The sequence below is a fragment of the Nocardiopsis sp. CNZ308 genome (genome assembly GCF_004217075.1).
Genome location: NZ_SHKJ01000001.1, coordinates 4768958 through 4795596, shown reverse-complemented (window position 1 = coordinate 4795596; position 26639 = coordinate 4768958). Strand labels below are relative to the sequence as shown.

Here is a 26639-nt window from a genome sequence, read left to right as displayed (position 1 = left end):
CTCCCCGGGGACGCCCGTGTGGCTTCGGAGGCGTCCCCGGGGGCGGGGACCGGGGAGGGATGAGCGGGCGGCGCCGCGTTTCCGCCTGGGCGCGGCGCCCTCGGACCGCTCGGCCTACTCGGTTCCGGCGGCGGCGAGGAGGGTCGCGAGGGCGTCCCCGTCCCCGTCGACCCGCACCCGGGAGGCGTCGGTGCGCCCCCACAGAAGGAGCAGCAGGTCGGACGAGGCGCCCTCGACCGTGGTCGTCGCACCGTCCTCGGCGACGGGCAGCGTTCGCCAGGCTCCTGCCGAGGGGTCCACGGTCCAGGCCCGCCCGGAGTCGGCGGCCCGCAGGCACACCACCGCCTCGAAGCCCTCGGGCGGTCCGTCGCCCAGGGCCAGCATGAATGCCAGGAACTCGTCCACTCCGTCGGCGGCCAGCTCTCCGGGCAGCTCGGGCGCCTGTCCCACGGCGTTGCGGGCGTCCCAGGCGTGCACGAGGGTCTCCTGGGCCATGCGCCGCTGGATGAATCCGGCGTTCTTGCGCGGGGCCCACGTCCACCGCTCGGCGGAGGGGTCCACACCGGACAGGGCGCGGGCCGTCTCCTCCAGGCCGTCGCGGTACCAGCCCAGGAGGTCGTCGTCGGCGGGCCGGTCGGGCTCGGTGTAGTCCTGCGGGCCGCTGATGTCGCCCACGGTGATCGCGAGCCAGAAGCGGTGGACCTCGCCGGTGTGCCGCACCAGGTCGGCGACGTCCCACCCCGGACAGCTGGGGACGGGGCGGTCCAGGTTGCCCTCGGCCGCGTCGGCGAGGGCGGCGCCGTTCTCGCGGAGGGCGGAGATGTAGTGGGAGGTGTCCATGGCCCGCGACGCTACACGAGCCCCTGAGGTCCGTACATGCTTTCGGGGGTTCCCCGAGGAGGCGGGTGGGCCCGGCTCCGACGAAGATCCGGAGGGGTGGCGGAGGTGCCGGGTCAGGGCACCAGGCCGTACACGACGGCGGCCTCCTCCTGGCCGTAGGCGGTGACGGCACCGGGGACGGGCAGGAGCCGAAGGTTCACGGCGGAGCCGATCCCGATCACCGTCCCGCCGTCCTCCGACTCGCCCCGCTCCTCCCCGAGCGGGACCACGCGCACGGACGCCGATACCTCGCCGCCCCACACCTCCTGTTCCTCGTGCGGTACCAGGAGGGTCTCCCCCACGGCGAGGGCGTCGCTGATCTCGTCATCCCCCGAAGGCGGTTCGGGGACCACCGTGGTACGGACCAGCGCACCGGAGGGGTCGACGTGGTGGGCGAGGTGTTCGCCGTGTCCGCCGCCCTCGACGTGGACCCCGCCGCCGGTGTCGGCGTGGACGCGTCCCCGGTACCCCGAACGGATTGCCCGGTATTCCTGGCTGGCCTCGTCGTCATCCTCCATCAGGAACTCCGGGAACTCGCCCGCCACCGCGCCCGTGCGCGGATCCAGCAGAGTGACGGGGCCGGAGTCGGAACCGACTCCCACCACGGGGTGCTCCCCCTCCGACACGACGTGCCCCTCCCAGAAGATCCGCATGGAGCCGCTCGGGTACGGGTCCCCGATCTCCGTGCGCCACCTCTCCTCCCCGGTACGTGCGTCCAGGCCGAGAACGACGAGGGGCGGGTCATCCGCCTCTTCCCGACACAGGTACGCCGCCAGGACCACGGCCTCGTGGAGGAGGACCTGGCGTTCCGTGTCGCAGGAGGTCTCCGGATCCCGGGGTGTGAAGGTCCACAGCTCGCCCTCTCCGGCGTCGCCGTAGGCGGTCAGCGTTCCCGGTTCCTCGTCGGAGCCCGTGTAGAGGCTGCCCGTGGGAAGGACGCCGAGGAGGTGGTGGTCCCCGGTGCCGAACCGCTCCTCCGGCGGTGCCGACACCTCCCTGGTGATCTCGCCGGTGGCCGTGTCGAACACGGTCATCCGCTCGCTCCCGCTGTCGTCGGGGTCCCGCCGGTACCTCACGTACGCCAGGTCGCCTCCCATGGACGCGCCCGTGCTCGTGTACCAGCCGAAGGGAAGACGGTAGGTCCACAGCTCCTCACCGGTCGCCCCGTCCAGACCGACCAGTCCGTCCCCGAGCAGCACGACCGGCCCGCGCGCTCCGGCCACGACCAGCTCGATCCCGGCGTCCTCGGGCCTCTCCCAGGTCCAGCCCACCCGGGTGACCGTGGTCGGCGTGCCCGGGGCGGTCCCGGGGGCGGCGACCACGTGTTCCACGGGTTGGTGAGTGGTCTCGGAGACGGCAGCCCACCCTGCCGTGGCCACGGCCAGGGCACCGGCGGCGAACCCCGTCCAGGCACGCCCGCCCGGCTGGAACTGTGGGCGGCGTACGGCCGTGAGCAGCGCCAGGAAGCCCAGGGCGAACGCGCACAGCGCCACCCACTGGAGGCTGCCCGGGACCGACGGCGCCCAGGTGTCCCCGCTCTCCGTGAGCCGGGCGAAGGCGTCGAGCGGGAAGGAGCGGTAGGCCAGGTACGACAGCAGCGCGGCCCCCGCAGCCAGCACCGTGAGGCGGATCAGCTCCCTGCGGCCGTGGTCCGGGCCGGTCTCCCGCGACGCCGCGTGGCGCAGGACCAGGACCAGCAGCGCCAGTCCGGCGGAGAACGCCACGAGCAGGGAGGGGCCGAGCCCCAGGTCCTGCGGCGGGTCCCCCAGGAACAGCGAAACCACCGACAGCAGCAGGGCGCTGGCGACAAGACCCGTTCCGGCCCAGGCGAGGAGGGCGGAGAGGAGGGGCCGGGCCGCGCGGAGCGCTCCTGTGCGGTCTTCGCTCCGAGGGAGCCCCTCGTCATCGCGGCGCTGTGGGCCCTCCCGGTGCTCCGGCCCCTCCTCGGAACCACTCGCGTCCCGGTTCCCGGCCCCGGCCGCGTGGGCGTTCCCCTCCCGGGAGGAGCCTGCGGGAATACCCGCCTCGCTGTTCACGTGTGTCCCTGCTCCCTGGCCCGTCCGAGGGCGTGCGCGTGCGCCCACGGACGCACCAACCGGATATGCGGTCGTCACGATAACAGCGCGTATGGGGGCCGTTTCCCTCTTCGGCCGGTACCGGCCACGGTGGGCTCCGCGGGGGCGCTGTTGTAGCCTCTTCCTTCTTTCCCTGGAGTCAGTAAGCGCGAGGGAGGACCCCATGGACCGGACCGCACGGACCGGGCCGGAGGCGGCGAGCCTGACCGAGGTCGTGGACGGCGTGTACGCCTGGGTGCAGCCGGACGGCACCTGGTGGGTCAACAACGCGGGCGCCGTGGCCGGGGACGACGGGCTCCTGGTGGTGGACACCTGCGCGACCGAGGCCCGCACCCGCGCGTTCCTCGGCGCCCTGGCGCGCGCCACCGGCGGCGCGCCCGTCCGGTGGGCGGTCAACACCCACCACCACGGCGACCACACCTACGGCAACAGCCTTCTGCCCGAGTCCGCCGCGCTCATCGGGCATGCCGCCATGCGCGAGGCGCTCGCGCACGACCCGATCCTGGACGCCTGCCCGCCGTTCTGGTCGCCCCTTCCGGACTGGGGCGGCGTCACCCGGCGCCTGCCGACGATCGTGCTCGACCGGGAGCTGACCGTCCACACCGGCGGACGGCGGGTGGAGCTGCGCCACCCCGGGCACACGGCGCACACCCCCGGCGACGTGGTGGCCTGGCTGCCCGAGGAACGCGTGCTGTTCACCGGCGACCTGCTCTTCCACGGGCTGACCCCGCTGGTGTTCATGGGCTCGCTGGAGGGCGCGCTGCGCTCCCTGGAGTGGCTGCACGCCTTCGGCCCCGAACACGTGGTCCCCGGACACGGCCCGCTGCTGGGCGCCGCCGAGCTGGACGCGGTGCTGGGCGAGCACGAGCGCTACTACCGGTTCGTGCTGGAGACCGCCCGGGACGGGGTCGCCCGGGGTCTCACCCCGCTGGAGAACGCCGGGGGCTGCGACCTGGGCGGGTTCCGCGACTGGGCCGACGCCGAACGCCTCGTGCTCAACCTGCACCGCGCCCACGCCGACCTCACCGGCACCGACATGGACCTCGCGGCGGCGCTGTCCGACGCCGTCGAGTGGAACGGGGGTCTGATGCCCACCAGCCTCTGAGCGCTCCCGGCCGGTCACCGCGCCCCCGCACCGATCCCCCGCATTGGTGAAATCACCGTAAACGTGTGCCAAGTCGGCGCCGTGCCACCAAAGCACGCACCCCCGGATGTTTCGCTTGCCGTGACAGGGCATCACCGTGGGTGACGAGGGGGAACGCCATGGCGGAGGCGACCGGGGAGGACGCGCGCGCACGGCGGCGCGGCCCCCGCAGCAACTGGGTGCCGCTGGGCGCGGCCGCGGCGGCGATCGCGCTGCTGGTGGTGGCCTGGCCACTGGTCAACGCGCTCCTGCCCGGCTCGGAGTCCGTCCCCTCCGGCGAGCCGGTGCCCGTGGGGTCCGCGGGCGACTACCGGGCCTCCCTCACCTTCCCCCAGGAGGGCTGGCACCTCAACACCGGTTCCAGCCAGGCCGGACAGATCTACCGTTTCACCCGGGGGCCCGTGGAGCTGACGCTCAGCTCGGTCACCCCCGTGACCTCGCCGCCGCCCAGCCTGGAGGAGCTGTGGGCGGGCCTGCGACGGGTCGTGCGCGCCGGTGAGGCGACGGCGAGGCTGGGCGACCCCGAGGCCATCTCCACCCGGGGCGGCGTCGAGGGGCTGGCCGGGGCCCTGGAGAGCCGCGAGGGGGACGGCTCCGCGGTGGTCTACCCCTCCCCCGACGGACAGCTTGCCGTGGAGATGACCCTGGCCGGACGCGAGGCCACCCCGGCCGACCTCAGCGCGGTCGCCGACGTCGTGCGCTCGGTCTCCTTCACCCGGGAGGGCTCGTGAACCCCGAACCCGAGAACCGTCCGGCCGCGACCGACCGGGGCTCCGTGCCCTCGCCGCGCAGTGCCCGCCAGGAGGACTCCGGGCCCCGGCACGCCTGGAAGCGGCCCACCGGGGGCGGGCGCGCCCGCGGACAGCGGCTGCCCGCGCTGGCCGCGCTCGCCCTGATCGGGGCCCTGTGCGCGGTGGGCCTGGGCTACCTGGCGGTGCGGTTCACCGGGCTGGTGCGCGTCTTCTTCTCCGAGGCGGCTCTGGCGGTGTTCCTGGGGCTGGTGACACTGACCTTCGGGTTCTGGGTGCTGCGCCGCATCCGTCCGGTGCGCGACCCCGCTCTGGACGCCTCCGTGGCCGCGGTGCTCTGGGGTCTGACCGCCGCGCCGGCGGGCGGGGTCGTCGCCAACGCGGGCCTGGGCTCGATCTGGGCCAAGAGCCTGGGGCTGCCCTTCTCCGAGGTCTGGGGAGCGGCCATGACCGCCCCCCTCAACGAGGAGGTGCTCAAGCTCGCCGGGATCGTGCTGGTGGCGGTGGCCTTCCCCGCAGCGGTGCGCGGTCCGGTGGACGGGTTCGTGATCGGGTCCCTGGTGGGTCTGGGCTTCGAGGTGACGGAGAACTTCGTCTACTCGATGAACGCGATCGTCCAGTCGGGCGGCACCGGCGGGCTGGTGCCGGTGGTGCAGACGACCGTGGTGCGGTTGGTCCTGACCGGGCTGGGCTCGCACTGGGCGATGTCGGCGGTCGCGGGCGCCGCCGTGGGCCTGCTGGCGGCGGTGGCGTGGCGGCCCGGCAGGCGCAGGGCCATGGCCGCCGCCCTGCTGGTGCTCCTGGCGATAGCGCTGCACTGGCTGCTGGACTCGCCGCTGTTCGCCGGGTTCGGCGGCGTCGTGTTCAAGGTCGCGGCGGTCTTCCTGACCGCGATGGCCGTGTACTTCACCGTCCGGCACGCCTACCGGCGCCGGGTGCGCGCGACGCTGGCCTCCGAGGGCGGGGCGCTGGGCATGCGGCGGTCGGCGGCGGTGGCCCTGGCCAACCGGCGCGGCCGCGTCGGGGAGCTGCGCCACGTGGCGGAACCGGAGCGGCCCGCCGTGGAACGGCGCCAGGAGCAGATGCTGGCGATCGCCGAGGACCGGGCGGTGCGCCGGACGCCGTGACCGGCGGGCCGTGGGGCGCGCGGACGGCACCGATAGCGGCCCGTGAACACCCGCGTGGCCGGAACCGTGGATTTTCATCGGCCGTTACCTGGGCATAACGTGCCCCATGGGTGAGCGAGCACGGAGGGGCACGGGAACGACACCGCCGAGGACCGGGCGGGGGCGCACGCGCGACCCCAGCCTCACGCCGCGGGCGATGGCGGCGGCGCTGGCCGAGTACGGCAGGGCGGGTTGGGCCGCGTTCACCCTGGACGGGGTGGCCCGCCGGGCGGGGGTGGGCAAGGCCGCCCTGTACCGGCGCTGGCCGACGAAGGAACGCCTGCTCGCCGACGCCATCGAACAGCACACCCGGCCGCCCGCCGTGGCCGACACCGGCAGCCTGCGCGGCGACACCCGCGCGCTGGCCTCGGCCCTGCTGGGCCACTTCCTGGCCCCGTCGGGCTGGGTCACCCTGCGCGTGGCCGTGGACGCCACCACGGGGATGGAGACCTTCGTGGGACTCCAGGAACGTCTGGTGCGCGTGCACCGCGACGGGATGGCGGACATGGTGCGCAGGGCCGTCGAACGCGGCGAGCTGCCGCCGGGCACCGACACCGCGCCCTTCACCGAGGCGCTGTACGGGACGGTCCTGGTGCACGCGCTGACCATGGGCCCCGGCCAGCGCGAACGCGCCCGCGAGCACGTGGACGAGCACGCGTTCCCGCTGGCCGACTTCGTGCTGGCCCCGCTGGTGGACGGGGCCGGGGACCCCTCCGGGGGCGGGGCTGGGGCGGCCGACCGCGAAAAGCGCAAGTAGCCGAGCGGCCGCGCTCGGGCCCGCCGACCGCGAGGAGCGCCGGTGACCGCACGAGGTCTCGGCCCGCCCCGGAACCGGGTCCGCCGACCGCGAAGGGCACCGGTCACCGCCCAGGTCTCGGCACCGCCCCGGAACCGGGTCCGCCGACCGCGGAGGGGTCCGGGCTCGACCGGTCCCGCCCCGGGGAAGAACCGACCCAGCGGAGGGCCCCCGACGGACCACCGCGGGTACCGGGCCCGGCGGGTCGGCCGCTCCCGCCGGGACCCGGGGAAGGCGCTCCGCGCGCGGGCCCGGCGGTCAGCTCGGCGGGCGCAGCCAGCGCTGGAGCAGGGTGCCCTCGGACTCGATGAGCACACCGGGCGCGAGCGGCGCGTCGGCCGCCGCACCGACCGCGACGCGCTGCTGGACTCCCCCGGCCATCAGCGGGACGACCGTCAGGCACATCTCGTCCAGCAGACCGGCCGCGGCCACGTCGGCCAGCAGCCGGGGCCCTCCCTCGCACAGGATCCGGGGCAGACCGCGCCGTACCAGGGCCTCGACCGCCGCGCGCAGGTCCACGCGCTCGCGCCCGCACACCAGCACGCGGTCCTCGCCCAGGGTGCGGCGCGCCCGGTCCAGGGCCTCGTTCCCGGCCGCCCCGCAGGTCACCAGCAGCACCCCGCCGCCGTCCCCGGTCGGCTCGGCCAGCAGCGGCGGAACCCGTCCGCTGCCGCTGACCACGGCGATCTCGGGCCGGTCGGCGCGTCCCTCGGCGACGGCGCGGGCCGCCCGGTCGCCGGTGCGCGGGCCCGTCCTGCGGTAGCCCGCCTCGCGCGCGGTTCCGGCGCCGACCAGGACCACGTCGGCCAGGTCGCGCAGGAGCGTGAACACCACCAGGTCGGCGGGGGTGTTGAGGGCTTCGGTGCGGCCGTCGTTCCCGGCCGCCGCCCCGTCCAGGCTGGCGACCATGTTGGCGCGCACCCAGGGCCGGTCGGGGTAGGCGTAGAGCCGTTCCAGGGCGGAGGCGTCCAGGGCGTCGCCCGGGGAGGCCGCGCCGGGGGCGGCGTCGTTCATCAGCAGTCGCACGGCCACACCGCCACGAAGTACATGACCCCGAACGGGTCGTCGGCGTAGAGCACCCGCGGCCGCGCCGGTGCGCCGCCCCGGCCGTCGTCGGTGTCGGCGGCGAGCGCGTGCGCCATGACCTGGAGCGCGGCCCGGCCCTGCGCCATCAGCTCGGCGGCCGGGGCCGGGTCCAGCCGGGCCAGCCCCTCCCAGTCGCCCTCGGACAGGCAGCGGCGGACCTCCTCGTCGAAGGCGAAGGCGCGCTCGTCCGGCCGCACGAGGGCCCTGTCGCCGCGCCGGGCGCTGCCGTCGCCCAGGACGAGCAGGCCGATCCGTCCGGTGCGGGCGGCGATCCGCCGCCCCAGCTCCTCCACCTCGGCGGCGGAGGCGTCCCAGGCCACGGTGAGCATCTCCACGCGCCCGCGGTAGCCGACGGTGTCGAGCAGGCGCCGCGCCACGCCCAGGCTCGGCGGCAGCGTCCGCTCCCGGGGCACCCGCCTCCCCGTTCCGCCGAACTCGCGGACCGGCACGAGCCCCTCGGCGTGCTCCGCTGAGACGTCGTGCCCGCCGACGACGACGAGGACGTCCGGTTCGGCCGCGGCCAGGGCCTCCACCGCGGACGCGCACTCCTCACGCAGTTCGGCGAGCGGGTCCAGGCCGCCGCCGAGCTCGCGCAGGAGCAGCGGCGGATGCGGACAGACGGCGGTCGCGACGATCACGCTTTCCCCTCCCTCACACCAGTCCCCGCACGGCCCGTGCGGGGGGACGGACCCCGCGGATGCTGGCGACCATGTCCAGCGTCTGCCGCGTCTGCGCCACCTCGTGCACGCGGTAGACCTGCGCCCCGTGCCAGGCGCACACGGCGGTCGCGGCGAGCGTGCCGGTCAGGCGCTCGCCGACGGGGAGGTCCAGGGTCTCGCCGACGAAGTTCTTGTTCGACAGCGACACCAGGACCGGTCGGCCGGTGGCGGTCATCTCGTCCAGGCGACGGGTCAGCTCCAGGGAGTGCCAGGTGTTCTTGCCGAAGTCGTGCGCGGGGTCGATGATCGCCGACGCCGGGTGCACGCCGAGGGAGACCGCGCGCTCGGCCAGGGCGACCGTGTCCTCGACGGCCGAGCGCACCACGTCCTCGTAGCGCGTGCGGTGCGGCGGGGTGCGCGGGGCCATGCCGCCGGTGTGGGTGCACACCAGGGCGGCGTCGAACTCGGCGGCGACCTCGGCCAGCTCCGGGTCGTACCCGCCCCAGGCGTCGTTGAGCAGGTCCGCGCCCGCCTCGCACACCGCCCGGCCCACGGACGCGCGCCAGGTGTCCACGCTGATCACCAGCTGGGGGAACTCGGCGCGGACGGCGGCCACGAAGTCGACCACGCGGCGCTTCTCCTCGTCGGCGTCGACCGGCTGGCCGTGGCCCGCGGTGACGCCGCCGATGTCCACGATGTCGGCGCCCTCGGCCACGACCCTGCGCACGCGTTCGAAGGCGGGACCGTCGTCCCAGGTGGCACCGCTGTCGTAGAAGGAGTCGGGGGTGCGGTTGACGATCGCCATGACCAGCGTCGTGTCCGCGTCGTACTCCCGACCGCGCAGTCTCAGCACCGGCCGCTCACTTCTCTCTGTCTCCCTGTCGGCGTCGGACCGGCCGCTCGACCGGCGGGGCGAGGGCGGCGGCGTTCGCCGGTGTCCGCACCGGTCCCCGCGCACGGGACCTCCCCCCAGCGGCCAACACTAGGGCACGTCCGCCGAGAGGGGTCCGGCGACGCGTCCTTGCCCGCGCGCACGGGTTCCCCTGCGCCCGCGGTCCTCCGGCGGCGTGTCCGGGCGGCGGCCGTTTACGGCCACGGGCGGGAAGGCGGACGCCATCCGGGTTACCGTCACCCCAGGTGTGTTCCCCCGAGGAGATGGGCGCTCGCGATGGGCGAGAACGAGGAGAAGAGAACCGGCGAACCACAGCCGGAACCCCTTCCGCCGCCCCCGTCCGCGCCTCCGCTCCCTCCCCAGCACCCGCTTCCGCCTCCGCACGCCCTTCCTCCCCGCGCCCGGCCCACACGACGCCCCCTTCCGCCCCCGCGCCCACTTCCGCCGAGGGGGGGTCCGCCGCCCCCGCCGCCCCGCAGGCCCCGGCGGGGGTCGCAGGCCCCGCCTCCCCGGGCCCCGCGCGGACGGCGGCGGGAGCGCCCAGGACCGGACAGGCCCTCCTTCTTCGGTGTCCTGGAGCAGCGGTACTTCCCCGAGGGCCGGGGCGCGTCGCGGCGGACGCGCCTGGGCGCGTGGGCGGTCGCCCTCGTGCTGTTGGCCTCGGTCAGTCTGGGCGGCTACGCGGCGGGCTACGCCTACGACCTGTGGTCCACCGAGTCGCTGCTCCGCGAGCAGCGGGCGGCCGAGGCCGAGGTGGACCAGGAGAGGGCGCCGTTCACCGGTTCCATCGCCTACGACACGTCCGTCCCCCACAACTTCAAGATCGTTCTGGACCGGCCCCTGACCGCGCGGGAGGCGGAGACGCTCCGGTCCACCCCGGCCGAGGACGCGTGGGACCTCCTCCGGCCCCTGGGCGGACGGCTGGTCCGGTACGGCAGCAGCCTGAACACGGGGTCGCCGGACGCGTGGAACTGGCACCGGGAGGACGGCGTACCGCCCGACGCGACCGCGTTCACCATGAACCTGCTGTCCACGCGCACCTCGCAGCTCAGCATCGTGGACATGACCCCCGTCAACGTCTCCTGCACGGAGCCGACGGCCGTGACCGTCGTGGAGTTCCCGCCGCAGGGCGAGGCGGCGTACCCGGGCGTGATCGTGGACCTGACCGAGGACGACCCCGAGCTGTACATCTCCGACGATGGGCCCGACCAGGGGCAGCGGTACTTCAGCCACAGGCGGATCGACCTCGGCGGCGGAACGGACCCGGGCGGTCTGCGGGTGGAGGCGCTGGTGGGCGACCGGTCCTGTGAGTGGGAGATCCGGGCGCGCTACACCGACGCCCGGGAGAACACCGACGCGATCGTCCTGCGCGACGGCGACCGGCCCTTCTTCGCCGAGGCGCTGCCCGTGCAGCCCCAGCAGCACTGGATGGCGAGTGCCGTGTTCTCCCGCCCGGACGGAAGCTCGTTCATGCCGTGCCACGAGATGCGCGGCGAGGCCGTCTGCGCGAACCGCCTGGGAAGCGCGGACTAGCCCGCCCCCTTCGCCGCCCGGCCCCGTGCCCGCCGCACGGCGCGGGGTCGCACCGCGGTCCAGGGCGCACGCGTCACACCGGCGAGCGACACCGCCGGGCGGCCCATCGGCCGAGGCCCCGGTCTACCGGGGGCGCGGGGCGGAACGGCTCCGGGCGGCTCCGGCCTCGCGAGGACAGCGGGGTCCTCCCCTTCTCTGAGGCTCGACTACGTGTTACCTTTGGCATGATGTCAGAGTTCAACAGTCCCCGGATTCCGGCCGACCTCGTGAGCGCGGCGGTCCGCGCCTCGGAGAACCTCGGAAAGGACGTGGCCGACGTGCCCCTGGTCGCCATCGCGGAGGAGGCGGGGATCTCCCGCAGCACCCTCCTGCGCCGCGTGGGGGGTTCGCGCCGGGCCCTGGACGAGGCGGTGCGCGCCTCGGGCGTGGACCCGGGCGGGCAGCGCCCCGTCCGGGAACGCGCGGTCGAGGCGGCGGGCGGCCTCATCAGCGAACAGGGCCTGGCCGCGGCGACCCTGGAGGCGGTCGCCGCCTCCGCCGGGTGCTCGGTGCACAGCCTCTACGCGACCTTCGGCGGACGGGACGAGCTGCTGCGCGCGGTCTTCGAGCGCTACGGCCCGATCCTGGACCTGGAGGCGGTGCTCAGCGGACCGGAGGAGGACCTGGCCGACCGGGTCCGGGCGATCTACCGCCTGATGGGCGACGCCTTCAGCCGCGAACCCCGGGTGCTGCCCGCCATACTCGCCGACGTGTTCGCCCGCCCCGAGGGCCCCACGTCCGACCTGCTCATCCGGCTCTTCCTGCCCCGCATGCTCGCCGGACTGGGCGGGTGGCTGGCCGGGGAGGTGGCCGCGGGCCGCGTCCGCGACCTGCCGGTCCCCCTGCTGGCCCAGCAGATGCTCGCCCCGATCGCCGTGCACTGCATGCTGCGCCCGGCCCTGGACAAGGTGGAGGAGATCGCCTTCCCCCCGATGGAGGACGTCTGCGCGGTGCTGGCCGAGTCCTACCTGCGCGCCGTCGCGACCGACCCGAACACCGCCGACACGTCACCGGAATCGCCGTGAACGAGTGGAGTCGCCATGAGTGAACGCACGAACGAGCGTACGACCTGCGTGGTCGTCGGCGGCGGCCCCGCCGGAATGGTGCTGGGACTGCTGCTGGCCAGGGCAGGTGTCGGGGTCACCGTGCTGGAGAAGCACGCCGACTTCCTGCGGGACTTCCGCGGGGACACCGTGCACCCCTCCACCCTGGAGCTGCTGGAGGAGCTGGGCCTGTACGAGCGGTTCGCCCTGCTGCCGCACAGCAGGCTGGACGAGGTGGCCTTCCCGCTGGGCGGGGGCCGCACCGTGACCGTCGCCGACTTCCGCAGGCTGCGGGGGCTCGCCCACCCCTACATCGCGATGGTCCCGCAGTGGGACTTCCTCAACCTCCTCGCCGAGGCGGGAGGCGAGGAGGCGGCCTTCACCCTGCGGATGGACACCGAGGTGACGGAGCTGCTGCACGAGTCCGGCCGGGTGGCGGGCGTGCGCTACCGGGACCTCGACGGCGACGGGGAGATCCGCGCCGACCTGACGGTGGCCTGCGACGGGCGGTGGTCGCTGGCCCGCCGCGAGACCGGCCTGGTGTCCCGGGAGTTCCCGGTGGGGATCGACGCGTGGTGGTTCCGCCTGCCCCGCGGGGCGGGGGACCACGCGACCCTGACCCCGCGCGCGGCCCCGGGCAGGTTCGCCGTGGTCATCCCGCGCGAGGGCTACCTCCAGATCGCCTACATCGGCCCCAAGGGCACCGACCGCGAACTGCGCGCACGCGGGATCGGGGCCTTCCGGCGCGACCTCGCCGAACTCATGCCGGAGCTGGCCGACCGGGTGGGGGCCCTGCGGTCCATGGACGAGGTCAAGCACCTGGACGTGCGGCTCAACCGGCTGCGCCGCTGGCACGTGGAGGGCCTGCTGTGCATCGGCGACGCGGCCCACGCGATGTCCCCCCTCGGGGGTGTGGGGATCAACCTCGCCGTGCAGGACGCCGTGGCCGCCGCGACGCTGCTGGCCCGGCCGCTGAAGGGGCGCTCGCTCACCTCCCGCGACCTGGCCGCGGTGCGCAGGCGGCGGATCGTGCCGACGGTCGCCGTCCAGACGCTCCAGCGCCTCATGCACCGTGGTCTGGCCGAACCGATCGTCAGGGGCGAGCGGCAGGGCCCGCCCAAGCCCGTGCTGGCGGCCCTGGACCGCATGCCCTGGCTGTCGTTCGTGCCCGCCTACCTCATCGGCAAGGGCCTTCGCCCCGAACACATACCGGGGTTCGCCCGCCGCGGCCCCGCACGCGCGGCCCGGTAGGAGCGGCACGGCGGGAGCGGCGGGCAAGGCAGCGGGGTGCGGCCGGGACGCGAGTGTCAGGAGATGTCGGGGACGCGCTCGCCGACCGGGACCGGCCCCGGGGAGGTCCCGGCGCCGAAGGGGCTGCCGCCCAGCTCCTCGCGGTGGTGCGGGGTGAGCCAGCCGCGCGGATCGGGTCCGGCGGCGACGATCCGCGTCGGGTTGATCCCCGTGTGGACCCAGTAGTAGTGGATCCGGACGTGGTCGAGGTCGGTGGTGTCGCCGAACCCCGGTGTCTGGAACAGGTCGCGGGCGTAGGCCCACAGCGCCGGGTACTCCGACAGCTTGCGGATGTTGCACTTGAAGTGGCCGTGGTAGGCCGCGTCGAAGCGCACCAGGGTCGGGAAGAGCTTGATGTCGGCCTCGGTGATCGAGTCCCCGACCAGGTAGCGCCGCCCGGAGAGGCGCTCCTCCAGCGCGTCCAGCCTGGCGAACACGGCGGCGACCGCGGCGTCGTAGCGCCTCTGGTCGGGGGCGAACCCGGCCCGGTACACGCCGTTGTTGAGGTCGGTGTAGACCTCCCGGGACAGGGCGTCGATCTCGTCGCGCAGCGCGGACGGGTACAGGTCCGGGGCGCCGTCCCTGACCAGGCCGCCCCACTCGGTGTCCATGTCCCGGACCAGCTGGTCGAAGTCGTTGGTCACCAGGTGGCCGCTATCCACGTCGACCAGGCCGGGGACGCTGACCCCGCCGTCGTAGGAGGGGTCGCGCGCCAGGTAGGCCTCGCGCAGGGCGTGGATGCCCAGGACGGGGTCCCTGTCGCCGGGGCTGCCGGTCGCCTCGGTGAACACCCAGTGCGGGTCGCCCTCGATGACCTCCTGGCGGGGGTCGGTGACGGCCAGGGAGACGGCCTGTTCCAGACCCATGAGCCTGCGGGTGATGACCACCCGGTGCGCCCAGGGACAGGCGCGGCTGACGACCAGGCGGTAGCGGCCCGGTTCGGCGCGGCGGCCGAAGCGGCCGTCGGCGGTGACCCGGTCGGCGAAGGCCGCCGGGTCGCGGGTGATCTCCTCGGTGGGCATCTGGTTGGCCCTCATCTGCGGCCCCCTCGTCACGCTGGCGGGGCGCGGCCGGAGCCGCGCACACTGTCCGTGCAGTGTACGGATCCGGCTCCGGCCCTCCGCGTCGCGACACCTGGGTACGGGCTCCGGGTCAGGAGTTGTCCCTGGGGCGCCAGCTCCTTCCGCGTCCCGCCTTCTTGGGCTTGCGGAGCAGGGGCCGGGACGGCTGGGACCCGTCCGGCTCCCCGCCCTCGGTGTCCGGCACGGGGTGCTCGGCGACGGCTCCGGCGGGGGCGGCGGCGTTCCTGCGTTCCGCCCTGCTGCGCCTCTCCAGGCGCTCCGCGCGGCTGGTGAGGGGGTCGGCGCCGGACGTGGCCGCGCTCTGGGCGCGGGCGCGTGCCCGTTCGGGGCGGGCGGGCTGGTCCGGGAGCGCGGGCTGCTCGGACCGCGCCGCCGGAGCGGACGGGGCGGAGGGTGTGGCCTGGGCCGCAGGAGCGGACGCGGTCCCGCTCGGCTTCGGAAGGCGGGAGCGCACGGCGCGTTTGGCGGCCTTGCGGACGGGGGCGACCTCCTCCTCGGAGGTCGGCTCCTGTTCGGCGGGCGCCGGGCGCGTCCGCTGGGACGGGCGCTGCACACGGGCGGGAGAGGCGACCACCGACGGAACCGTGCCGGTGCTCGGACGCCCGGGGGCGGGCCTCGCCGGGGCGGGCTCGGGCTCGCTCCGCTCGGGTGCGGGGCGCTCGGCGGCGGGCCCGTCGGGGACGGCCTCCTCGGACGCAGGGCGCTGGGCGGCGGGCTCGGCGGGTGCGTTCTCGGACGCGCCGTGTTCCCGGGTGGCGGACGGCGCGGGCGCGGACAGCTCGGAGGCGTACCGTTCGGCGGAGGGCCGTTCGGACGCGGACGCCCCGGGGGCGCCCTCCTCCTGGGCGGACCGCTCCGGGGCTGTCTGCTCCGATGCCGACCGCTCCGGCGCACGCTGCTCGGGCGCGGACTCCCCGGTGGCGGCGGCCTTCTCCGGAGCGGGTGCGGAGGCGGCGGGCCGCGCGGACTCGGACGGTCCCGTCGCGGGCTCCCGGGACACCTGTTCCTCGGCGGCGAGCTGTTCGAACGCGGATGTCTGGGGCCCGGCCTCCTCGACGGCGGACGACCCGGTCACCGCCTCCCCGGAAACGGAGGGCGCGGACGAGGAAGACCGCGTCTCGCCCCCCTCGCTCGCGGGCTGCTCGACGGCGGAAAGGTCCGGCCAGGTGTCCGGCCGCGCGGAGACCTCCGACGCTGCCCCGGCCCGGGCCGTGTCGGTCGGCTCGGCCCCGGACCACCCGGCGACGGCCTGCTCGGGCACGGACGGCGCGGCGTCGGCCAGCTCGTCCTCGGGCTGGACGGCGTCGGCCTTCCCGGCCGCGGGCGCGTCGGTCTCCCAGAAGTCGGTGTTCCAGACGTCGGCGTCCCAGAAGCCCTCCTCCGAGGTGTCCGCCGCCCTGGCCTTCCTGGCCCCCTTGGTCCTCCTGGCCTTCGCGACCGTCTCGGCCTTCGTCTGGTCCTTCTCCTCGCTCACGGCCGCATCGACCGACTCGGTCGGCTCAGCCGTCTCCACCGGTTCGTTCGCCTCCACCGTCTCAACGGCGGTCTGCTCCCCCAGGGCGCCGAGGAACGGCTCAGCGAAGGAACCGGCCTCCTCTTCGACGAACTCCTGGGCGGACTCCTCCTCCTCAACGGCCGCCCGGGACGCCTCCGGGACCGGCGCCCGGTCGCCGGTCTCCTCCAGGGCGGGCGAGGAGTGGCGGTAGGCGCGGACGGCGTCCATGACCTCCTCGGCGGTCGCGCCCGGCCAGGAGCAGTGGAAGACCGGGTTGAGCGGAGGACTGGTCTCGGTGATGAGGCCGTCCTCCTCGATGACGCAGCTGCCGCCGAGCGGCCAGCGGCCCAGGACCACCGCCGTGATGCCCTGCTGCTGCCCGTGCAGCAGCAGACCCGACAGCGCGGTCTCGTGCTCGGAGGTGGGCGAGGTCACCAGGGCCAGCGGCGTGTGCGGCCGCTCTCCCCCGTCCTCGACGATCTGGTGCAGCTCGCGCTGGAGGACGGTCAGGGCCTCCTCCGTCGTGCCGACCATCCGCACGGGCTCGCAGGGGTGCGCGCGCAGCAGGTCGCGGCCCCGGTCGCCCACCAGACGGGCGGCCTCGGCCTCGGTGAGCAGCACGCGCACGGCGTCGTCGTTGAGGCGGTCGAGCGCGTTGACGATGAGGCGCCGGGCGGCCCCCGCCGCGCCCGGCCCGGTGATGCCGAGGCCGGGGACGTGGTCGAGTTCCACGGTCACCCGCTCGTCGATCTCGTCCCCGGGGGTGGGCCGGGGCGGCGGGGCGGTCAGGGCCAGGCGGCGGGGCGCCCTCGGCAGGCGGGGCAGGCTCAGGCTGACGCCGGGCACGCGGACGCCCCGCTTGCCCAGCAGGTATCCCCCGGCCAGGCCCGCGAACGCCACCGCTCCGGTGACGGCGCCGTCGGGGATCTCCACGACCAGCACGTTCCCACCGTCCTCGGCGGCCTCGGCGGCGGCAGCAGCGGCCGCCGCCTCCACGGGTTCGTCCTCCTCGACGGCGGCAGCGGTTTCCCCGGCACCGGCGCCGGGGTCCGGCGTCTCGGCGGCCATCACACGCGACTGGAGGGAGGTCGGCTGCGGAACGACGGTGTAGGCGACCTCGGCCCTGCGCTGGGCGGCGGCGCCGCCCTCGCGGGGCTGCTCGGAGCCGACGCCCTCCACCTCCATCTCCGGGGCCTCCTCGCCCAGGACCTCGTCGAGGTGGTCGGCGACCGCCTGGGCCCGGCGCTCGGACAGCTCCTGGTTCGTCTGGGCGTTCCCGCTGGGGTCGGTGTGACCGGTGATACGCACGGGCGTCTCGGCGTCGCCGTAGGAGTCGATCATCTCCGCGACGGGCGCGAGGTCGTCGCGCATCTGCTCGGTGAGCTCGGCCGAGCCGACGCCGAAACCGGAGACGGTGCGCACCCGCTCGACCGGCTGCGCGGACGGGGCCTCCTCGGGGGCGGGGGGCGCGTCGGCGTCCTGCTCCCCGTCCGCCTCGCGGTCCTCCTGCGTGGTGACGGTGTCGGCGAACGCGGTGGCCGGGGCGACCGCCACGGTTCCCACGGCGGCGGCCGCCACCACCTGGAGCGGCCCGAGGGGGCGCAGCCTGCGGGGCATGCCGCGCAGGCGGGCGAAGGTCTCCACGACCAGTCCGGCCGCGTACAGGGCCCACAGGGCCCACAGCACGGTGATGAGCAGGGCGGTGAACACACCCGGCGGCAGACGCCAGCCGCGCAGGTGGGCCGCGGCCACGGCCCAGGAGTCCGGCAGCTCCGGCCAGGGCAGATGCCACAGGAGCAGGTAGGGGATGCCGAGCAGGATCGCTGCCGCGAGCAGGAGGGCGCTCAGCCGTCGGATCTGGGTCATGTCCGCCTCACTGGAGCTAGGGAGTCGGCTGGGTGTGGGGACGTGCGGTGGCGGTGGCGTCGACGGTGGTCGAGCCCATCGGTAGGAGGGTGAAGGAGTAGTCCACCGAGCAGGTCACGGTCACGGTGTCGCCGCTGACCGCGACCGTCCCGGTGGCACCGGCGGCGCTGAGGAAGGACTGCGCGGCGGCCGAGGCCGCCGAGGGGTCGAGGGCTACCTCGGTCGTGCCCTCGCGGTAGGAGGACCAGTCGAGCTGTTGGACGCCCGCACGCGCGGCTTCCTGGGCCAGGGTGGCGGCCTCGTTGCGGGCGCGCAGCAGGCCGCCGCCGTCGGTGACCAGGCCCAGGCAGAGGATGAAGGCCGAGGCCAGGATGGCGACGAACGCCGTGGTCTGGCCCCTGTCGTCCGTGCGGCTCACGGCTGCCCCCTGAAGGTGTCGACGACGACGGTGGCGTCCCCGGTGATCGTCATGGTTCCGGGGACGCCCAGCCCGGTCAGGCCACTCAACCCGACGCGGCACTCGACCACGGCGGTGACCGCCCCTCCGGGGGTCAGTCCGCCGTGGTCGAGGGTGACGGAGTGGTCGCCGCAGACAAGGCCGTTCTCCGCGAGGGAACTCGCGGCGGTGCTCGACGCGGCCCCCTCTGCGGCGGCGACGCTGCGTTCGAGGGAGGCCGCCCGGGCGGCGGAGTGCGCCACCTGGTCGGCGGTGGAGTTGGCGTCCGCCACCCTCCCGGCGAGCACCATGAGGAGTGCGAACGCCAGGAGGGCGGGGGTGAGGAGTACCAATTCCACCGACGCTGAGCCACGGTCGGCACGTCCGGACTCCGCCGGGTGAACAGGGTTCACGGAGCTGCCTCCGAGGGGACGAAACGCTCCACGGGCGCGGTGACCTCATGGCCCACCGGCCAACTGAAGCCAGGAACGATGCTGGGCACCTCGGCGTCAACCACCACGCGTACCTCCTGCGCGCTGCGGCTGACGGACACGTCGAGACCGGAGAGGAAGGAACCTCCAGCCTGCTCAGCCACCGACGTGCCGCCACCCGCAGTACGCGACTGCTCAGCGGTCCTGCGCGCGATGTCGGCAACAACGTGGTCACCATGCATCCACAGGGCCGTCTGGATGACCAACATGACTAGGACCAGCAGCACAGGCGCGGCTATGGCCATTTCGGCGTTACCGCGGTCGTCCCGGGCAAATGACAAGATCAGCCGCCGCCAATAGCGGTGATGTTCTCCCTGATGACCCCATCGATAGCGACAGCCGCCGCACCAGCGGCGAGCACGAGGACCGCGGTAATGATCACTGTCTCGGTCGAGTAGCCGTCGTCCCTTCGGCTGAACAGCCGGGAGCTGAGATAGGCGGTGATGCGCTGCATCGGGGTTCTCCAAGGTGTGTCGAGTTTTCATGAGCTAAACAGAATGTGGCTTATAGCCGGATACCCCAGGAGGGCGAGAAACCCGGCGAAGAGGAGGACCACCGGCAAGCTCATCCGCTCGGTAGCGGATTGGGCCTCGGCGTCCATCTCAGCAAGGAACTGGGTGCGCAGTGTCTTGGCCTTGGAGGCCAGAGAACTGCGAATGCGCGCGCCGTCGGCTCCGGCGAGCTGGAGGCTGGCCGCGAGCTCGGCGAATTCGGAGGTGTCGTAGCGCTCACCGAGGTCGCGTAGCGCAGTCCAGGGCGACTGACGCATGAGCGTTGCCTCGCGCAGGCTCTCCCGGATACGGGCCATGGCCCATCCGTTTCCTGCAGCGCTAGCGTCGGACAGAGCGCCGTTGACACCCGCTCCCCCGGCCAGCGACACCACCACCAGGTCAGCGAAGCTCGCCAGAGCACGACGCATTTGCTCCCGGCGTTTGTTCGCCTCATCCCGTAGGGACATGTCAGGTGCAGACCAGGTTCCGAGAACGAACAACACCCACATGACCGCCGCGACCGTAGCGGACGGCTGCACTCCAGCCAACGAGAGAATCGTTCCCAGCAAGGGTGGCAGAGCCAGGCCCAACAGCAAGCTGGTGAACTTCTCAGCGAGATAGGACTCCGGTGAACGCTCGCAAACTCGCAGATTGCGCCGTGTGCGGGGTCCTGGCATTCCGAAACCCTCAAGGATCGGAGCACCGATCTTTCCCAGGCGTGTCAGCACCCCGGTGTCCGGACCAGCGACCATGACAGGCCGGGGAGGTGGCGGCGCGGCCAGACGTTCAGCGAGCGTGGGCCGAGCCCAGCGAGCGGCGAAGAACGCCCATAGGGCCAGCCCGAGGGCAGCACCCGCGAGCGCTGCGGCCAGAACAGGGTTCATCGAACGGTCTCCGGGGTGCGAGAAGAAGCAGGCGCAAGCACACGGGGCCCCAGGTCGAAGCGGGACATTCGGGACAACCAGACCATCGCAGCAGCCCACAGACCACCAATGCCCGCGAGTACCACCTGGCCGATGAAGCCGTCGAACGGTTCCAGGTAGTCGGGATTGGTCACCAACATGAACGCCGCTACGCCCACGGTCGTACCGACGATGATCCGTGTGGACGTACGCAGCCGCGCACGGCTCGCCGCCACACGCACAAGCATCGCCGCCTGTTCCCGAGCGGCCTCGGACAAGGTCCCCAGCAGCGTGCCCAGGTCGGTGGCGTGCCGGGTTGCCGCGGTGGTCAGCGCGGCGGCCACCAGATCGGCGGTCGGGTTGTCCACCTCGTCCGCGAAGGCGCGCAACGCACCCTGCGTGGGCTGACCGGCCCGCAGCCGCTCCGCCAGCCTGGCGACCGGCTCCCGCACCGGCTCGGGCGCGATGGGCACCGTTGCGGCCACGGCCTGGTGCAGACCGGCCGCACCGGCCATCAGGTCGCGCAGCATCTCGGTCCAGGCCGCGACGGCCTCGACCCCGGCCACCTGCTGTTCGTGACGGCGGTCAGGTCCCAGCACCGCCGGACCCCACCAGCAGCCCGCGGCGGCGAGCACACCGGCCACCGGCCACCCGGTGACGAACCAGACCAGCAGGCCGCCGACGATCGCCGCGACCAACCGCAGCGGCCGCTGCCGACCGAACAGAAGCGCCCGCCACTGCGGAACCCGCGAGGTACGCGAGTCACCACCGGACGCCGCCAGCGACACCAGGGCCAGCCACAGCCCCGCGCCGAGCAAAGCACCGGCGGCGGCGACAAGCAGAACAGGGGTCGTCATCGCGCCCACCCCACCGTGTCCGGGCTCAGCATCGCCGGGTCGAACCCGGCCTCGGCCAGGGCGTCGAGCGTGTTGGGGCTGGGCGGCGCCGCGGGCAGGGGCCCGTTGCGGTCGCGCCGGTAGATCTCGTTGGAGACCACGTTCTGCCCCTCGGCCCCCACCACCTCGCGCACGCTCGTGACCATGCGTCCGCCCGTGGGCAGCGCCGACACGTGCACGACCAGGTGCACGGCGGCGGCCACCAGGGACGCGGTGGCGTCCAGGGGCAGGCGCTCGGCGGACTGGGCGGCGTAGGCGCCCAGCTTGGTGAAGGCGCCCGCGGAGTTGGCGGCGTGCAGGGTGGTGAGGCTGCCGTCGTTGCCCTGGCTCATGGCGTTGAGCAGCGGGACGGTCTCGTGGCCGCGCGTCTCACCGACGATGACCCGGTCCGGCGACATGCGCAGGGCCGTGCGCACCAGGTCGGCGATGGTGATCTCGCCGACGCCCTCGACGTTGGCCGGTCGGGCCTGGAGGGCGACGCAGTCGGGGTGGGCGTCGCGGTCGCGGTCCAGTCCCAGCTCGAAGACGTCCTCGATGGTGACGAGGCGTTCGTCCACGGGGATCTCCGCGGCCAGCGCCCGCAGCAGGGTGGTCTTGCCCGCGCCGGTGCCGCCGGTGATGACCATGTTGCGGCGGGAGCGCACCCCCGCGCGCAGCAGGGCGACCAGGGTGTCGTCGATCGTGCCCAGTCCGTGGAGCTGTTCGAGGGTGGTGCGGCCGTAGCGGTGGCGGCGGATGGACACCGAGGGCTGCCGGGCGACCTCCATCACCGCGTTGAGGCGCTCGCCGCCGGGCAGCTGCATGTCGAGGATGGGCGCCCCCGGGTCGAAGCGGCGCTCCCCCGTGGCGGACTCCGACGCCAGGCGCCGGACCAGGGCGACGACCTCGTCGGGGTCGTCGAAGAGGGAGTCGTGCCGCTCGCGGCTGCCGTCGGCGCGGCGCACCCACACGTGCACGCCGTTGATGTTGATGTTCTCGATCCCGGGGTCGTCCAGGAGCGGCTGGAGGGGGCCGAGCCCGCACACCCGGGCCAGGGCGCCAGCGGCGACGGAGGCCTCGGTGGTGGCGTCGAGCACCTGCCTGCCCTCGGACAGGGCGCGGCTGGCGTCCTCGTCGAGGATCTGGGCGATGACGCGTTCGGCGCGGGCGCGGTACTCCTCGGGCGTGTCCTCGGGTTGGCCGCGGGTCTCCTCGCTGAGCCGCCGGGTGGCCTCGGTGACGGTCCGCTCCACGCGGTCGGCCACGGTGCGGGCCCGGTCGGTGTCCAGGAAGTAGCCGTCGGTGATGTCGTATCCGGCGTCGTGTCCGCTGCTCATGCGTGGACCCCCGTCGCCTCGGGCGCGGGCGCCGGGACGCCGGTGCCGTCGGCCCGCTCAGCGGGGCGCACTCCCTCGGCGAGGTCCTTCGCCAGACGCGCCGCCGCCTTCAGCAGGGGCCTGCGCTGAGGCTTGCGCGGGTTGGCCTCCCCGCGCAGGAAGGCGGCGGAGCGCGCGTCGTCGGGGAGCCGCCCCCACACGCCCGGGCCCAGCGCGCCCTCGATCTCGCGGACGTTCCCGGAGCCGCCGACGACGACGGTGCGCAGGCGCGGCAGGCTGCGGGTCAGGGCCTCGGAGGCCTCCTTGGCCCGGCGCAGCTGCGCGAGGTCGTCGGCGACGAGCAGCAGGGCCTCGTCGGCCCACGTGGCCAGTGCGGCGGCGGACGCGCCGGGGGTCAGGCGGCCCAGGTCCAGGACGACCGCGGGCCCGTCGGCGGAGACGAGCACGCCGGGGTTCTGGGCGAGCAGGCGCACCGCGCCCTCGGCGCGGTCGGCGGTGACGGGCGCGTGGCACACCGACAGCCCTCCGGGGAGGATCTGGGTGTGCGCGGCCAGGTCGGCGGAGGCTCCGCCGTGCCGGGCGGCGGCGGCCAGGCCGGTCAGGCCGGGGTCGGGCTGCAGGCGCCGCCAGGTGGCGACGTCGCCGCCGGAGGCGTCGGTCTCCACCAGGACGGCCCCGTCCGCGCCGGGCCAGACCGCGGCCAGCGCCATGGCCGCGCAGGTGACGCCGGGTGCTCCGCCCAGGGAGAAGAGCGCCACGGTCCGGGGCATCACGCGCCTCCCCGCGGGTTGACCTGGACGACGCTGACCCGCTCGACGGCGGCGGCCGAGGCGATGGCGGCGGCGTCGGCGGAGGAGGCGACGAGTTCGAGCTGCACCGAGCCGTCCTCGGCGGCGGAGGGCTGGACGTCGCGCACGAGCGCGCGGTAGGCCTCCACGCCGCCGCCGGTGGCGCCGTCCTCGGGGTGGACCACCACGGAGACCGCGGCGCCGGGGCCGATCGAGGCGGGGAAGCGGCCCAGGCGCAGGGCCACGCCGAGCACGGCGCGGTCGCGCTCGGGGAAGGCGGCCTCGGCGCCCAGGGCCGCCTCGGGGAGGAGGCCGCCCTCGGTGACGGGCACGGTGAGGGTCTGGCCGACGGTCGCCTCCAGGCGGTCGGCGCCGACGAAGGAGACCCCGTCGGCGACGGAGATCCGCGCGACACGCAGGTCCTCCGCGGTCACCACGTGGCCCGCGGGCAGGTCGGTGTCGGCGACGAGCACCCCCTGCCGGTCGTCCATCTGCTCAAGGGCCACAACGCCGCTCAGACCGCCCGCGGTCATCATGCCCAGGGCCAGGACCAGCCAACGCCAGCGGCGGGGTCCGCTGCCCAGGAGCCGCACCGGAGGGGTCTCCCCCTGCCGCGGGGAGGCCGCGGGGGCCGGTGCCGTCTTCGTGTCCACCACGTCTGTCGTCTTCTTTCGGTGTTAGCGGTTGCCGGTGCCGGTGACCAGGCCCTGGGATTCGGCCACCTGGAGTTCGACCTGCGAGGTCGTGGTGAGCGGGTCGAACTCGCCCGTCGCGCCCTCGGCGAACTCGCCCTCGGTGATCTCCCAGCCCACGTTCCATCCGACCTGGACGGTGACGGGGTAGGCGCCGCCGGGCTGGCCGTCGGAGGGCAGGGTGTAGACGTGCCCGCAGTCGGGGGAGGCCGATTCGGGGTCGTGCACGGCCGGGTCGAAGGGGGTTCCGGGGCCCTCGCAGCTGATCTGCGTGCCGTCGCCCAGGGTCCAGACCGTGGAGACGGGGCTGGCGCTGACCGTGAAGGACGAGTCCCGGAGTTGGGCGGAGGCCTCGGTGGCCTCCCAGTCCTGGGACTCCACCCACAGCCACACGGGGGTGTTGACCAGGACCAGGGAGTCGCTGCCCGGGGAGGTCTCGATCCGGGGCGGGGGCAGTTCGAAGGAGGCCATGGCCTCCTGGAGGGCGGTGACCATGTCGGTGCCCTCCTCCCCCTCCTGCCCGTCCTGCTCGTAGTCGATGGACTCCCAGTCGATGGCGCCCCAGTTCACCTGGGACCAGTCGATCGCGTCCCAGTCGACGTGGGCGTAGGGGTCGTCCTGGGCTCCGGAGCCGCCGGAGCCCCCCGAGCCGCCCGAACCGCCGGAGCCCTGCTGGCCCGCCTGGCTCTGCCACCAGCGCAGCAGGATGGAGCAGCCTTTGCCGCCCGAGCTGCCGCACTCGATCTGGCCGAGGAAGGAGCCGTCGTCGGCGTGCGCGGGGGCGGTGGCGGCTCCGGCCGCCAGCAGGGTCAGTACCGCGGCCGTGGCCGTGGGTCGTACGAGTCTCAGCATGATCCCGCTTCCCAGATCCTGAGGTCGGACACGCGCCAGGCGAGTCCGTCGTGAATGAGTGTGGCCTCGACGAGGCGCGGGCCCTGCCCGGAGGAGGCGCCCATGCCGAGGCTCCAGCCGGAGTCGTCGAGGCAGTCGTCGACCGTCGCGCTGTCGGGTCCCTCGACCTCGGCGACGGGGTCGAGGACGGGTTCGCCGGTGACCTGCGCACCGGAGACGCGGGCCCCCTCCAGGGCCGCGCTCATGAGGGCGTAGGCGCCGCCCACGGCGTAGTCCCGGAGTTCGGGGGGAACCTCGCCGCCCTCGTGGGAGGCGGCCACGACCGTGTCCCACATGCCGGTGTAGGCGGCGAGCGCCGCGGCCTCCTCGTCTCCGGGCGGGGCGGCCGGGGAGCTCGGTGCGGCCTCCGCCCCGGAGACCGCGCCCTCGGAGACCCCGCTCTCGGAGGAGGAGCAGCCCGCCGTCAGGGCGAGGACCGCACAGCATCCCGCGATCGCGGCCGCGCGCGGGAGGGCGCCGGTTCTTCTCGCGGCTGTCGTCATCGGTGCGTTCTCCACTGCCATGGAAGGGGAGGGGTGGTGCAGCATGGCGGAACCGACCCGGTGAACGGGCCCTTTCCCTTCCGACGAGGGGCGGGGACGGACTCCTGCGCCGGGAGGTCACGGGACCGGACGCGGAGGCCGTTGGGTGGACGGGCGGAGGAGGGACCCTCCGCCCGGGTTGCGGTCCGCCGCGGGCTGGCGTGACCGGAGTCGCGCGGGGCGGAGCCCGAGGACTGACCGAAACCACGTGGTATTGGTTGGGTTTTATCTGTCCTTGCGTGAGCTTATAGAGAAGTCGCCTGCCGTAACAACCCCCCGTTCCCCTTCTGTGACTGTGGCCCGCCCGAACTTCCGGACATCAGCCTCACGGCAACCCGAGAAGACCACGCATCCGCAGCCCTGCGACAAACACACGCAAAACAACATCTGAACGACACCACCTGCGGAGCCGGTTTCCCCGTCTCCGACCTGCCGGGCTGGTCGGAGACGGGGCGGGGAGGGCGCCGCGGTGTGGAGCGCGACACATCCGCCGGCGGTCCGGACGCGCCCGGCGGCGAAGGCGTTCGTCACCGGGCGTGTCCGGCGCCGGACGGGGGTCAGACCACGCGCACGCGCGGTCCGCGCCCGCGCAGCCTCCGGACGTCCTCGGGGTCGGTGCCGGTGTCGGTGATGAGGCAGTCCACCTCGTGCAGCCGAGCGAAGCGGGCGATGCGGTCGCCGCCGATCCTGGTGTGGTCGGCCAGCAGCACGGTTCTGGACGAGGCCCGCACCATGGCCTGCCTGGTCATCACCTCCGCGGGGTCGGCACAGGTCAGGCCGCGCTCGGGGGACACGCCGTCGGCGACCATGAAGGCCACGTCGACGTGGAGCTGCTCCAGCAGGCGCACGGAGGCGAGCGTGGTCCCGGCCGCCGCGCTCACCCGGCCCCCCAGGAGGTGCACGGAAAGGTCGCGGCGCGAGGCCAGCCCCAGCGCGACCGGGACGGAGTTGGTCAGGACGCTCAGCCCGCACCCGGTCGGCAGCAACCACGCGATCCGCTCCGCCATCAGTCCGGCGTCGAGCATGATCACCCCGTCCCTCGGCAGCTCCGCCAGGGCGGCCCTGGCGATCCTGCCCTCGGCGGCCGAGAGCCGCCCCGTTCCGGACGGTGTCGTCGTGGCGCTGACTCCCGTTGTCGGCCCGACAACCGTGGCGCCACCACTGAGACCACTCACAAGGTCCTCCGATCCGTCGATGGTCAACCCCTTGACCGAGGGGGCGACGAGCCCCGGCCCGGCGAGTGAATGCGATCGGGTCCTCTGCTTCCTCACGAAGAAAGCATCCCGGCCGAAGGGGAACGGTATGCGAATACCCCCGCTGTTCGGGGAAAACCGTTGCGAAATGGCAACGTCACCCTGGGTGCGGGGCGTGTACGGGCGCCGCCGACCTGCGGGGCGGCG

26 protein-coding genes are annotated in these 26639 nt (G+C 74.4%); 7 read left to right on the top strand and 19 right to left on the bottom strand.

Annotated elements, in window-relative coordinates:
* Positions 1 to 114: 114 nt before the first annotated feature.
* A complete protein-coding gene (locus EV372_RS20510; RefSeq protein ID WP_130397318.1) occupies positions 115 to 840 on the bottom strand; it encodes a maleylpyruvate isomerase family mycothiol-dependent enzyme in 726 nt (241 codons plus the stop codon).
* Between the two features lie 113 nt (positions 841 to 953).
* Entirely contained in the window at positions 954 to 2663 is a 1710-nt protein-coding gene (locus tag EV372_RS20505; protein WP_130397317.1) for an outer membrane protein assembly factor BamB family protein, read from the bottom strand.
* A gap of 454 nt (positions 2664 to 3117) precedes the next feature.
* Here EV372_RS20505 and EV372_RS20500 point away from each other — a divergent pair, with 454 nt between their 5' ends.
* The 4 genes from EV372_RS20500 to EV372_RS20485 all read left to right on the top strand — a co-directional run bounded on the left by EV372_RS20500 (position 3118) and on the right by EV372_RS20485 (position 6770).
* Positions 3118 to 4059 (top strand): MBL fold metallo-hydrolase, encoded by a 942-nt coding sequence (locus EV372_RS20500; protein ID WP_130397316.1) that lies wholly within the window; start codon positions 3118 to 3120, stop codon positions 4057 to 4059.
* A gap of 158 nt (positions 4060 to 4217) precedes the next feature.
* Positions 4218 to 4829 (top strand): hypothetical protein, encoded by a 612-nt coding sequence (locus EV372_RS20495; RefSeq protein ID WP_130397315.1) that lies wholly within the window; start codon positions 4218 to 4220, stop codon positions 4827 to 4829.
* On the top strand, positions 4826 to 5974 hold the full coding sequence (locus EV372_RS20490) for a PrsW family glutamic-type intramembrane protease (protein ID WP_130397314.1): 1149 nt from the start codon (positions 4826 to 4828) through the stop codon (positions 5972 to 5974). Before EV372_RS20495 ends, EV372_RS20490 begins: the two co-directional genes overlap by 4 nt.
* A 106-nt stretch (positions 5975 to 6080) precedes the next feature.
* On the top strand, positions 6081 to 6770 hold the full coding sequence (locus tag EV372_RS20485; protein WP_253797333.1) for a TetR/AcrR family transcriptional regulator: 690 nt from the start codon (positions 6081 to 6083) through the stop codon (positions 6768 to 6770).
* 297 nt (positions 6771 to 7067) lie between these two features.
* Here the strand turns inward: EV372_RS20485 and EV372_RS20480 are convergent, their stop codons facing one another.
* The 3 genes from EV372_RS20480 to folP are packed head-to-tail and all read right to left on the bottom strand — an operon-like array spanning position 7068 to position 9407.
* Positions 7068 to 7841 (bottom strand): pyrimidine reductase family protein, encoded by a 774-nt coding sequence (locus EV372_RS20480; protein ID WP_130397313.1) that lies wholly within the window; start codon positions 7839 to 7841, stop codon positions 7068 to 7070.
* Complete coding sequence (locus EV372_RS20475; RefSeq protein ID WP_130397312.1) at positions 7823 to 8533, bottom strand: class III extradiol ring-cleavage dioxygenase family protein; 711 nt, start codon at positions 8531 to 8533, stop codon at positions 7823 to 7825. Before EV372_RS20475 ends, EV372_RS20480 begins: the two co-directional genes overlap by 19 nt.
* Positions 8534 to 8546: 13 nt before the next feature.
* A complete protein-coding gene (gene folP, locus EV372_RS20470) occupies positions 8547 to 9407 on the bottom strand; it encodes a dihydropteroate synthase (protein ID WP_130397311.1) in 861 nt (286 codons plus the stop codon).
* A gap of 687 nt (positions 9408 to 10094) precedes the next feature.
* On the opposite strand from folP, the gene EV372_RS20465 reads away from it, so the two are divergent.
* The 3 genes from EV372_RS20465 to EV372_RS20455 all read left to right on the top strand — a co-directional run bounded on the left by EV372_RS20465 (position 10095) and on the right by EV372_RS20455 (position 13312).
* Positions 10095 to 10979 (top strand): hypothetical protein, encoded by an 885-nt coding sequence (locus EV372_RS20465; protein ID WP_130399020.1) that lies wholly within the window; start codon positions 10095 to 10097, stop codon positions 10977 to 10979.
* 224 nt (positions 10980 to 11203) lie between these two features.
* Positions 11204 to 12043: a TetR/AcrR family transcriptional regulator gene (locus tag EV372_RS20460; RefSeq protein WP_130397310.1), complete on the top strand. Its 840-nt coding sequence runs from the start codon at positions 11204 to 11206 to the stop codon at positions 12041 to 12043.
* Positions 12044 to 12058: 15 nt separating this feature from the next.
* Positions 12059 to 13312 carry an FAD-dependent oxidoreductase gene (locus tag EV372_RS20455; protein ID WP_130397309.1) on the top strand — a complete coding sequence of 418 codons (1254 nt, stop codon included), beginning with the start codon at positions 12059 to 12061 and terminating at the stop codon, positions 13310 to 13312.
* Positions 13313 to 13368: 56 nt separating this feature from the next.
* On the opposite strand, the gene EV372_RS20450 is transcribed toward EV372_RS20455, so the two are convergent.
* The 14 genes from EV372_RS20450 to EV372_RS20390 form a co-directional block, all read right to left on the bottom strand.
* Positions 13369 to 14388, bottom strand: coding sequence for a glutathione S-transferase C-terminal domain-containing protein (locus EV372_RS20450; protein ID WP_130397308.1), 1020 nt, complete (start codon positions 14386 to 14388; stop codon positions 13369 to 13371).
* Positions 14389 to 14503: 115 nt separating this feature from the next.
* Entirely contained in the window at positions 14504 to 17794 is a 3291-nt protein-coding gene (locus tag EV372_RS20445) for an OmpA family protein (RefSeq protein ID WP_130397307.1), read from the bottom strand.
* 16 nt (positions 17795 to 17810) lie between these two features.
* Entirely contained in the window at positions 17811 to 18212 is a 402-nt protein-coding gene (locus EV372_RS20440) for a pilus assembly protein TadG-related protein (RefSeq protein WP_130397306.1), read from the bottom strand.
* Positions 18209 to 18589: a TadE family protein gene (locus EV372_RS20435; RefSeq protein ID WP_486484008.1), complete on the bottom strand. Its 381-nt coding sequence runs from the start codon at positions 18587 to 18589 to the stop codon at positions 18209 to 18211. The genes EV372_RS20440 and EV372_RS20435 overlap by 4 nt, the downstream gene beginning before the upstream one ends.
* A 50-nt stretch (positions 18590 to 18639) precedes the next feature.
* Positions 18640 to 18966 carry a TadE/TadG family type IV pilus assembly protein gene (locus EV372_RS20430; protein ID WP_130397304.1) on the bottom strand — a complete coding sequence of 109 codons (327 nt, stop codon included), beginning with the start codon at positions 18964 to 18966 and terminating at the stop codon, positions 18640 to 18642.
* Positions 18967 to 19004: 38 nt separating this feature from the next.
* On the bottom strand, positions 19005 to 19175 hold the full coding sequence (locus EV372_RS29130; RefSeq protein ID WP_165436010.1) for a hypothetical protein: 171 nt from the start codon (positions 19173 to 19175) through the stop codon (positions 19005 to 19007).
* Between the two features lie 27 nt (positions 19176 to 19202).
* Complete coding sequence (locus EV372_RS20425) at positions 19203 to 20096, bottom strand: type II secretion system F family protein (protein ID WP_197044286.1); 894 nt, start codon at positions 20094 to 20096, stop codon at positions 19203 to 19205.
* On the bottom strand, positions 20093 to 20980 hold the full coding sequence (locus tag EV372_RS20420) for a type II secretion protein F (RefSeq protein ID WP_130397303.1): 888 nt from the start codon (positions 20978 to 20980) through the stop codon (positions 20093 to 20095). Before EV372_RS20420 ends, EV372_RS20425 begins: the two co-directional genes overlap by 4 nt.
* Positions 20968 to 22326: a TadA family conjugal transfer-associated ATPase gene (locus EV372_RS20415; RefSeq protein ID WP_013152269.1), complete on the bottom strand. Its 1359-nt coding sequence runs from the start codon at positions 22324 to 22326 to the stop codon at positions 20968 to 20970. Before EV372_RS20415 ends, EV372_RS20420 begins: the two co-directional genes overlap by 13 nt.
* Positions 22323 to 23096 (bottom strand): P-loop NTPase family protein, encoded by a 774-nt coding sequence (locus tag EV372_RS20410; RefSeq protein WP_130397302.1) that lies wholly within the window; start codon positions 23094 to 23096, stop codon positions 22323 to 22325. Before EV372_RS20410 ends, EV372_RS20415 begins: the two co-directional genes overlap by 4 nt.
* Entirely contained in the window at positions 23096 to 23770 is a 675-nt protein-coding gene (locus EV372_RS20405) for an SAF domain-containing protein (protein WP_130397301.1), read from the bottom strand. Before EV372_RS20405 ends, EV372_RS20410 begins: the two co-directional genes overlap by 1 nt.
* A gap of 21 nt (positions 23771 to 23791) precedes the next feature.
* Positions 23792 to 24658: a hypothetical protein gene (locus EV372_RS20400; protein ID WP_130397300.1), complete on the bottom strand. Its 867-nt coding sequence runs from the start codon at positions 24656 to 24658 to the stop codon at positions 23792 to 23794.
* A complete protein-coding gene (locus EV372_RS20395) occupies positions 24652 to 25200 on the bottom strand; it encodes a hypothetical protein (protein ID WP_130397299.1) in 549 nt (182 codons plus the stop codon). Before EV372_RS20395 ends, EV372_RS20400 begins: the two co-directional genes overlap by 7 nt.
* Positions 25201 to 25796: 596 nt before the next feature.
* Positions 25797 to 26510: a DeoR/GlpR family DNA-binding transcription regulator gene (locus tag EV372_RS20390; protein WP_486484007.1), complete on the bottom strand. Its 714-nt coding sequence runs from the start codon at positions 26508 to 26510 to the stop codon at positions 25797 to 25799.
* Positions 26511 to 26639 lie beyond the last annotated feature (129 nt).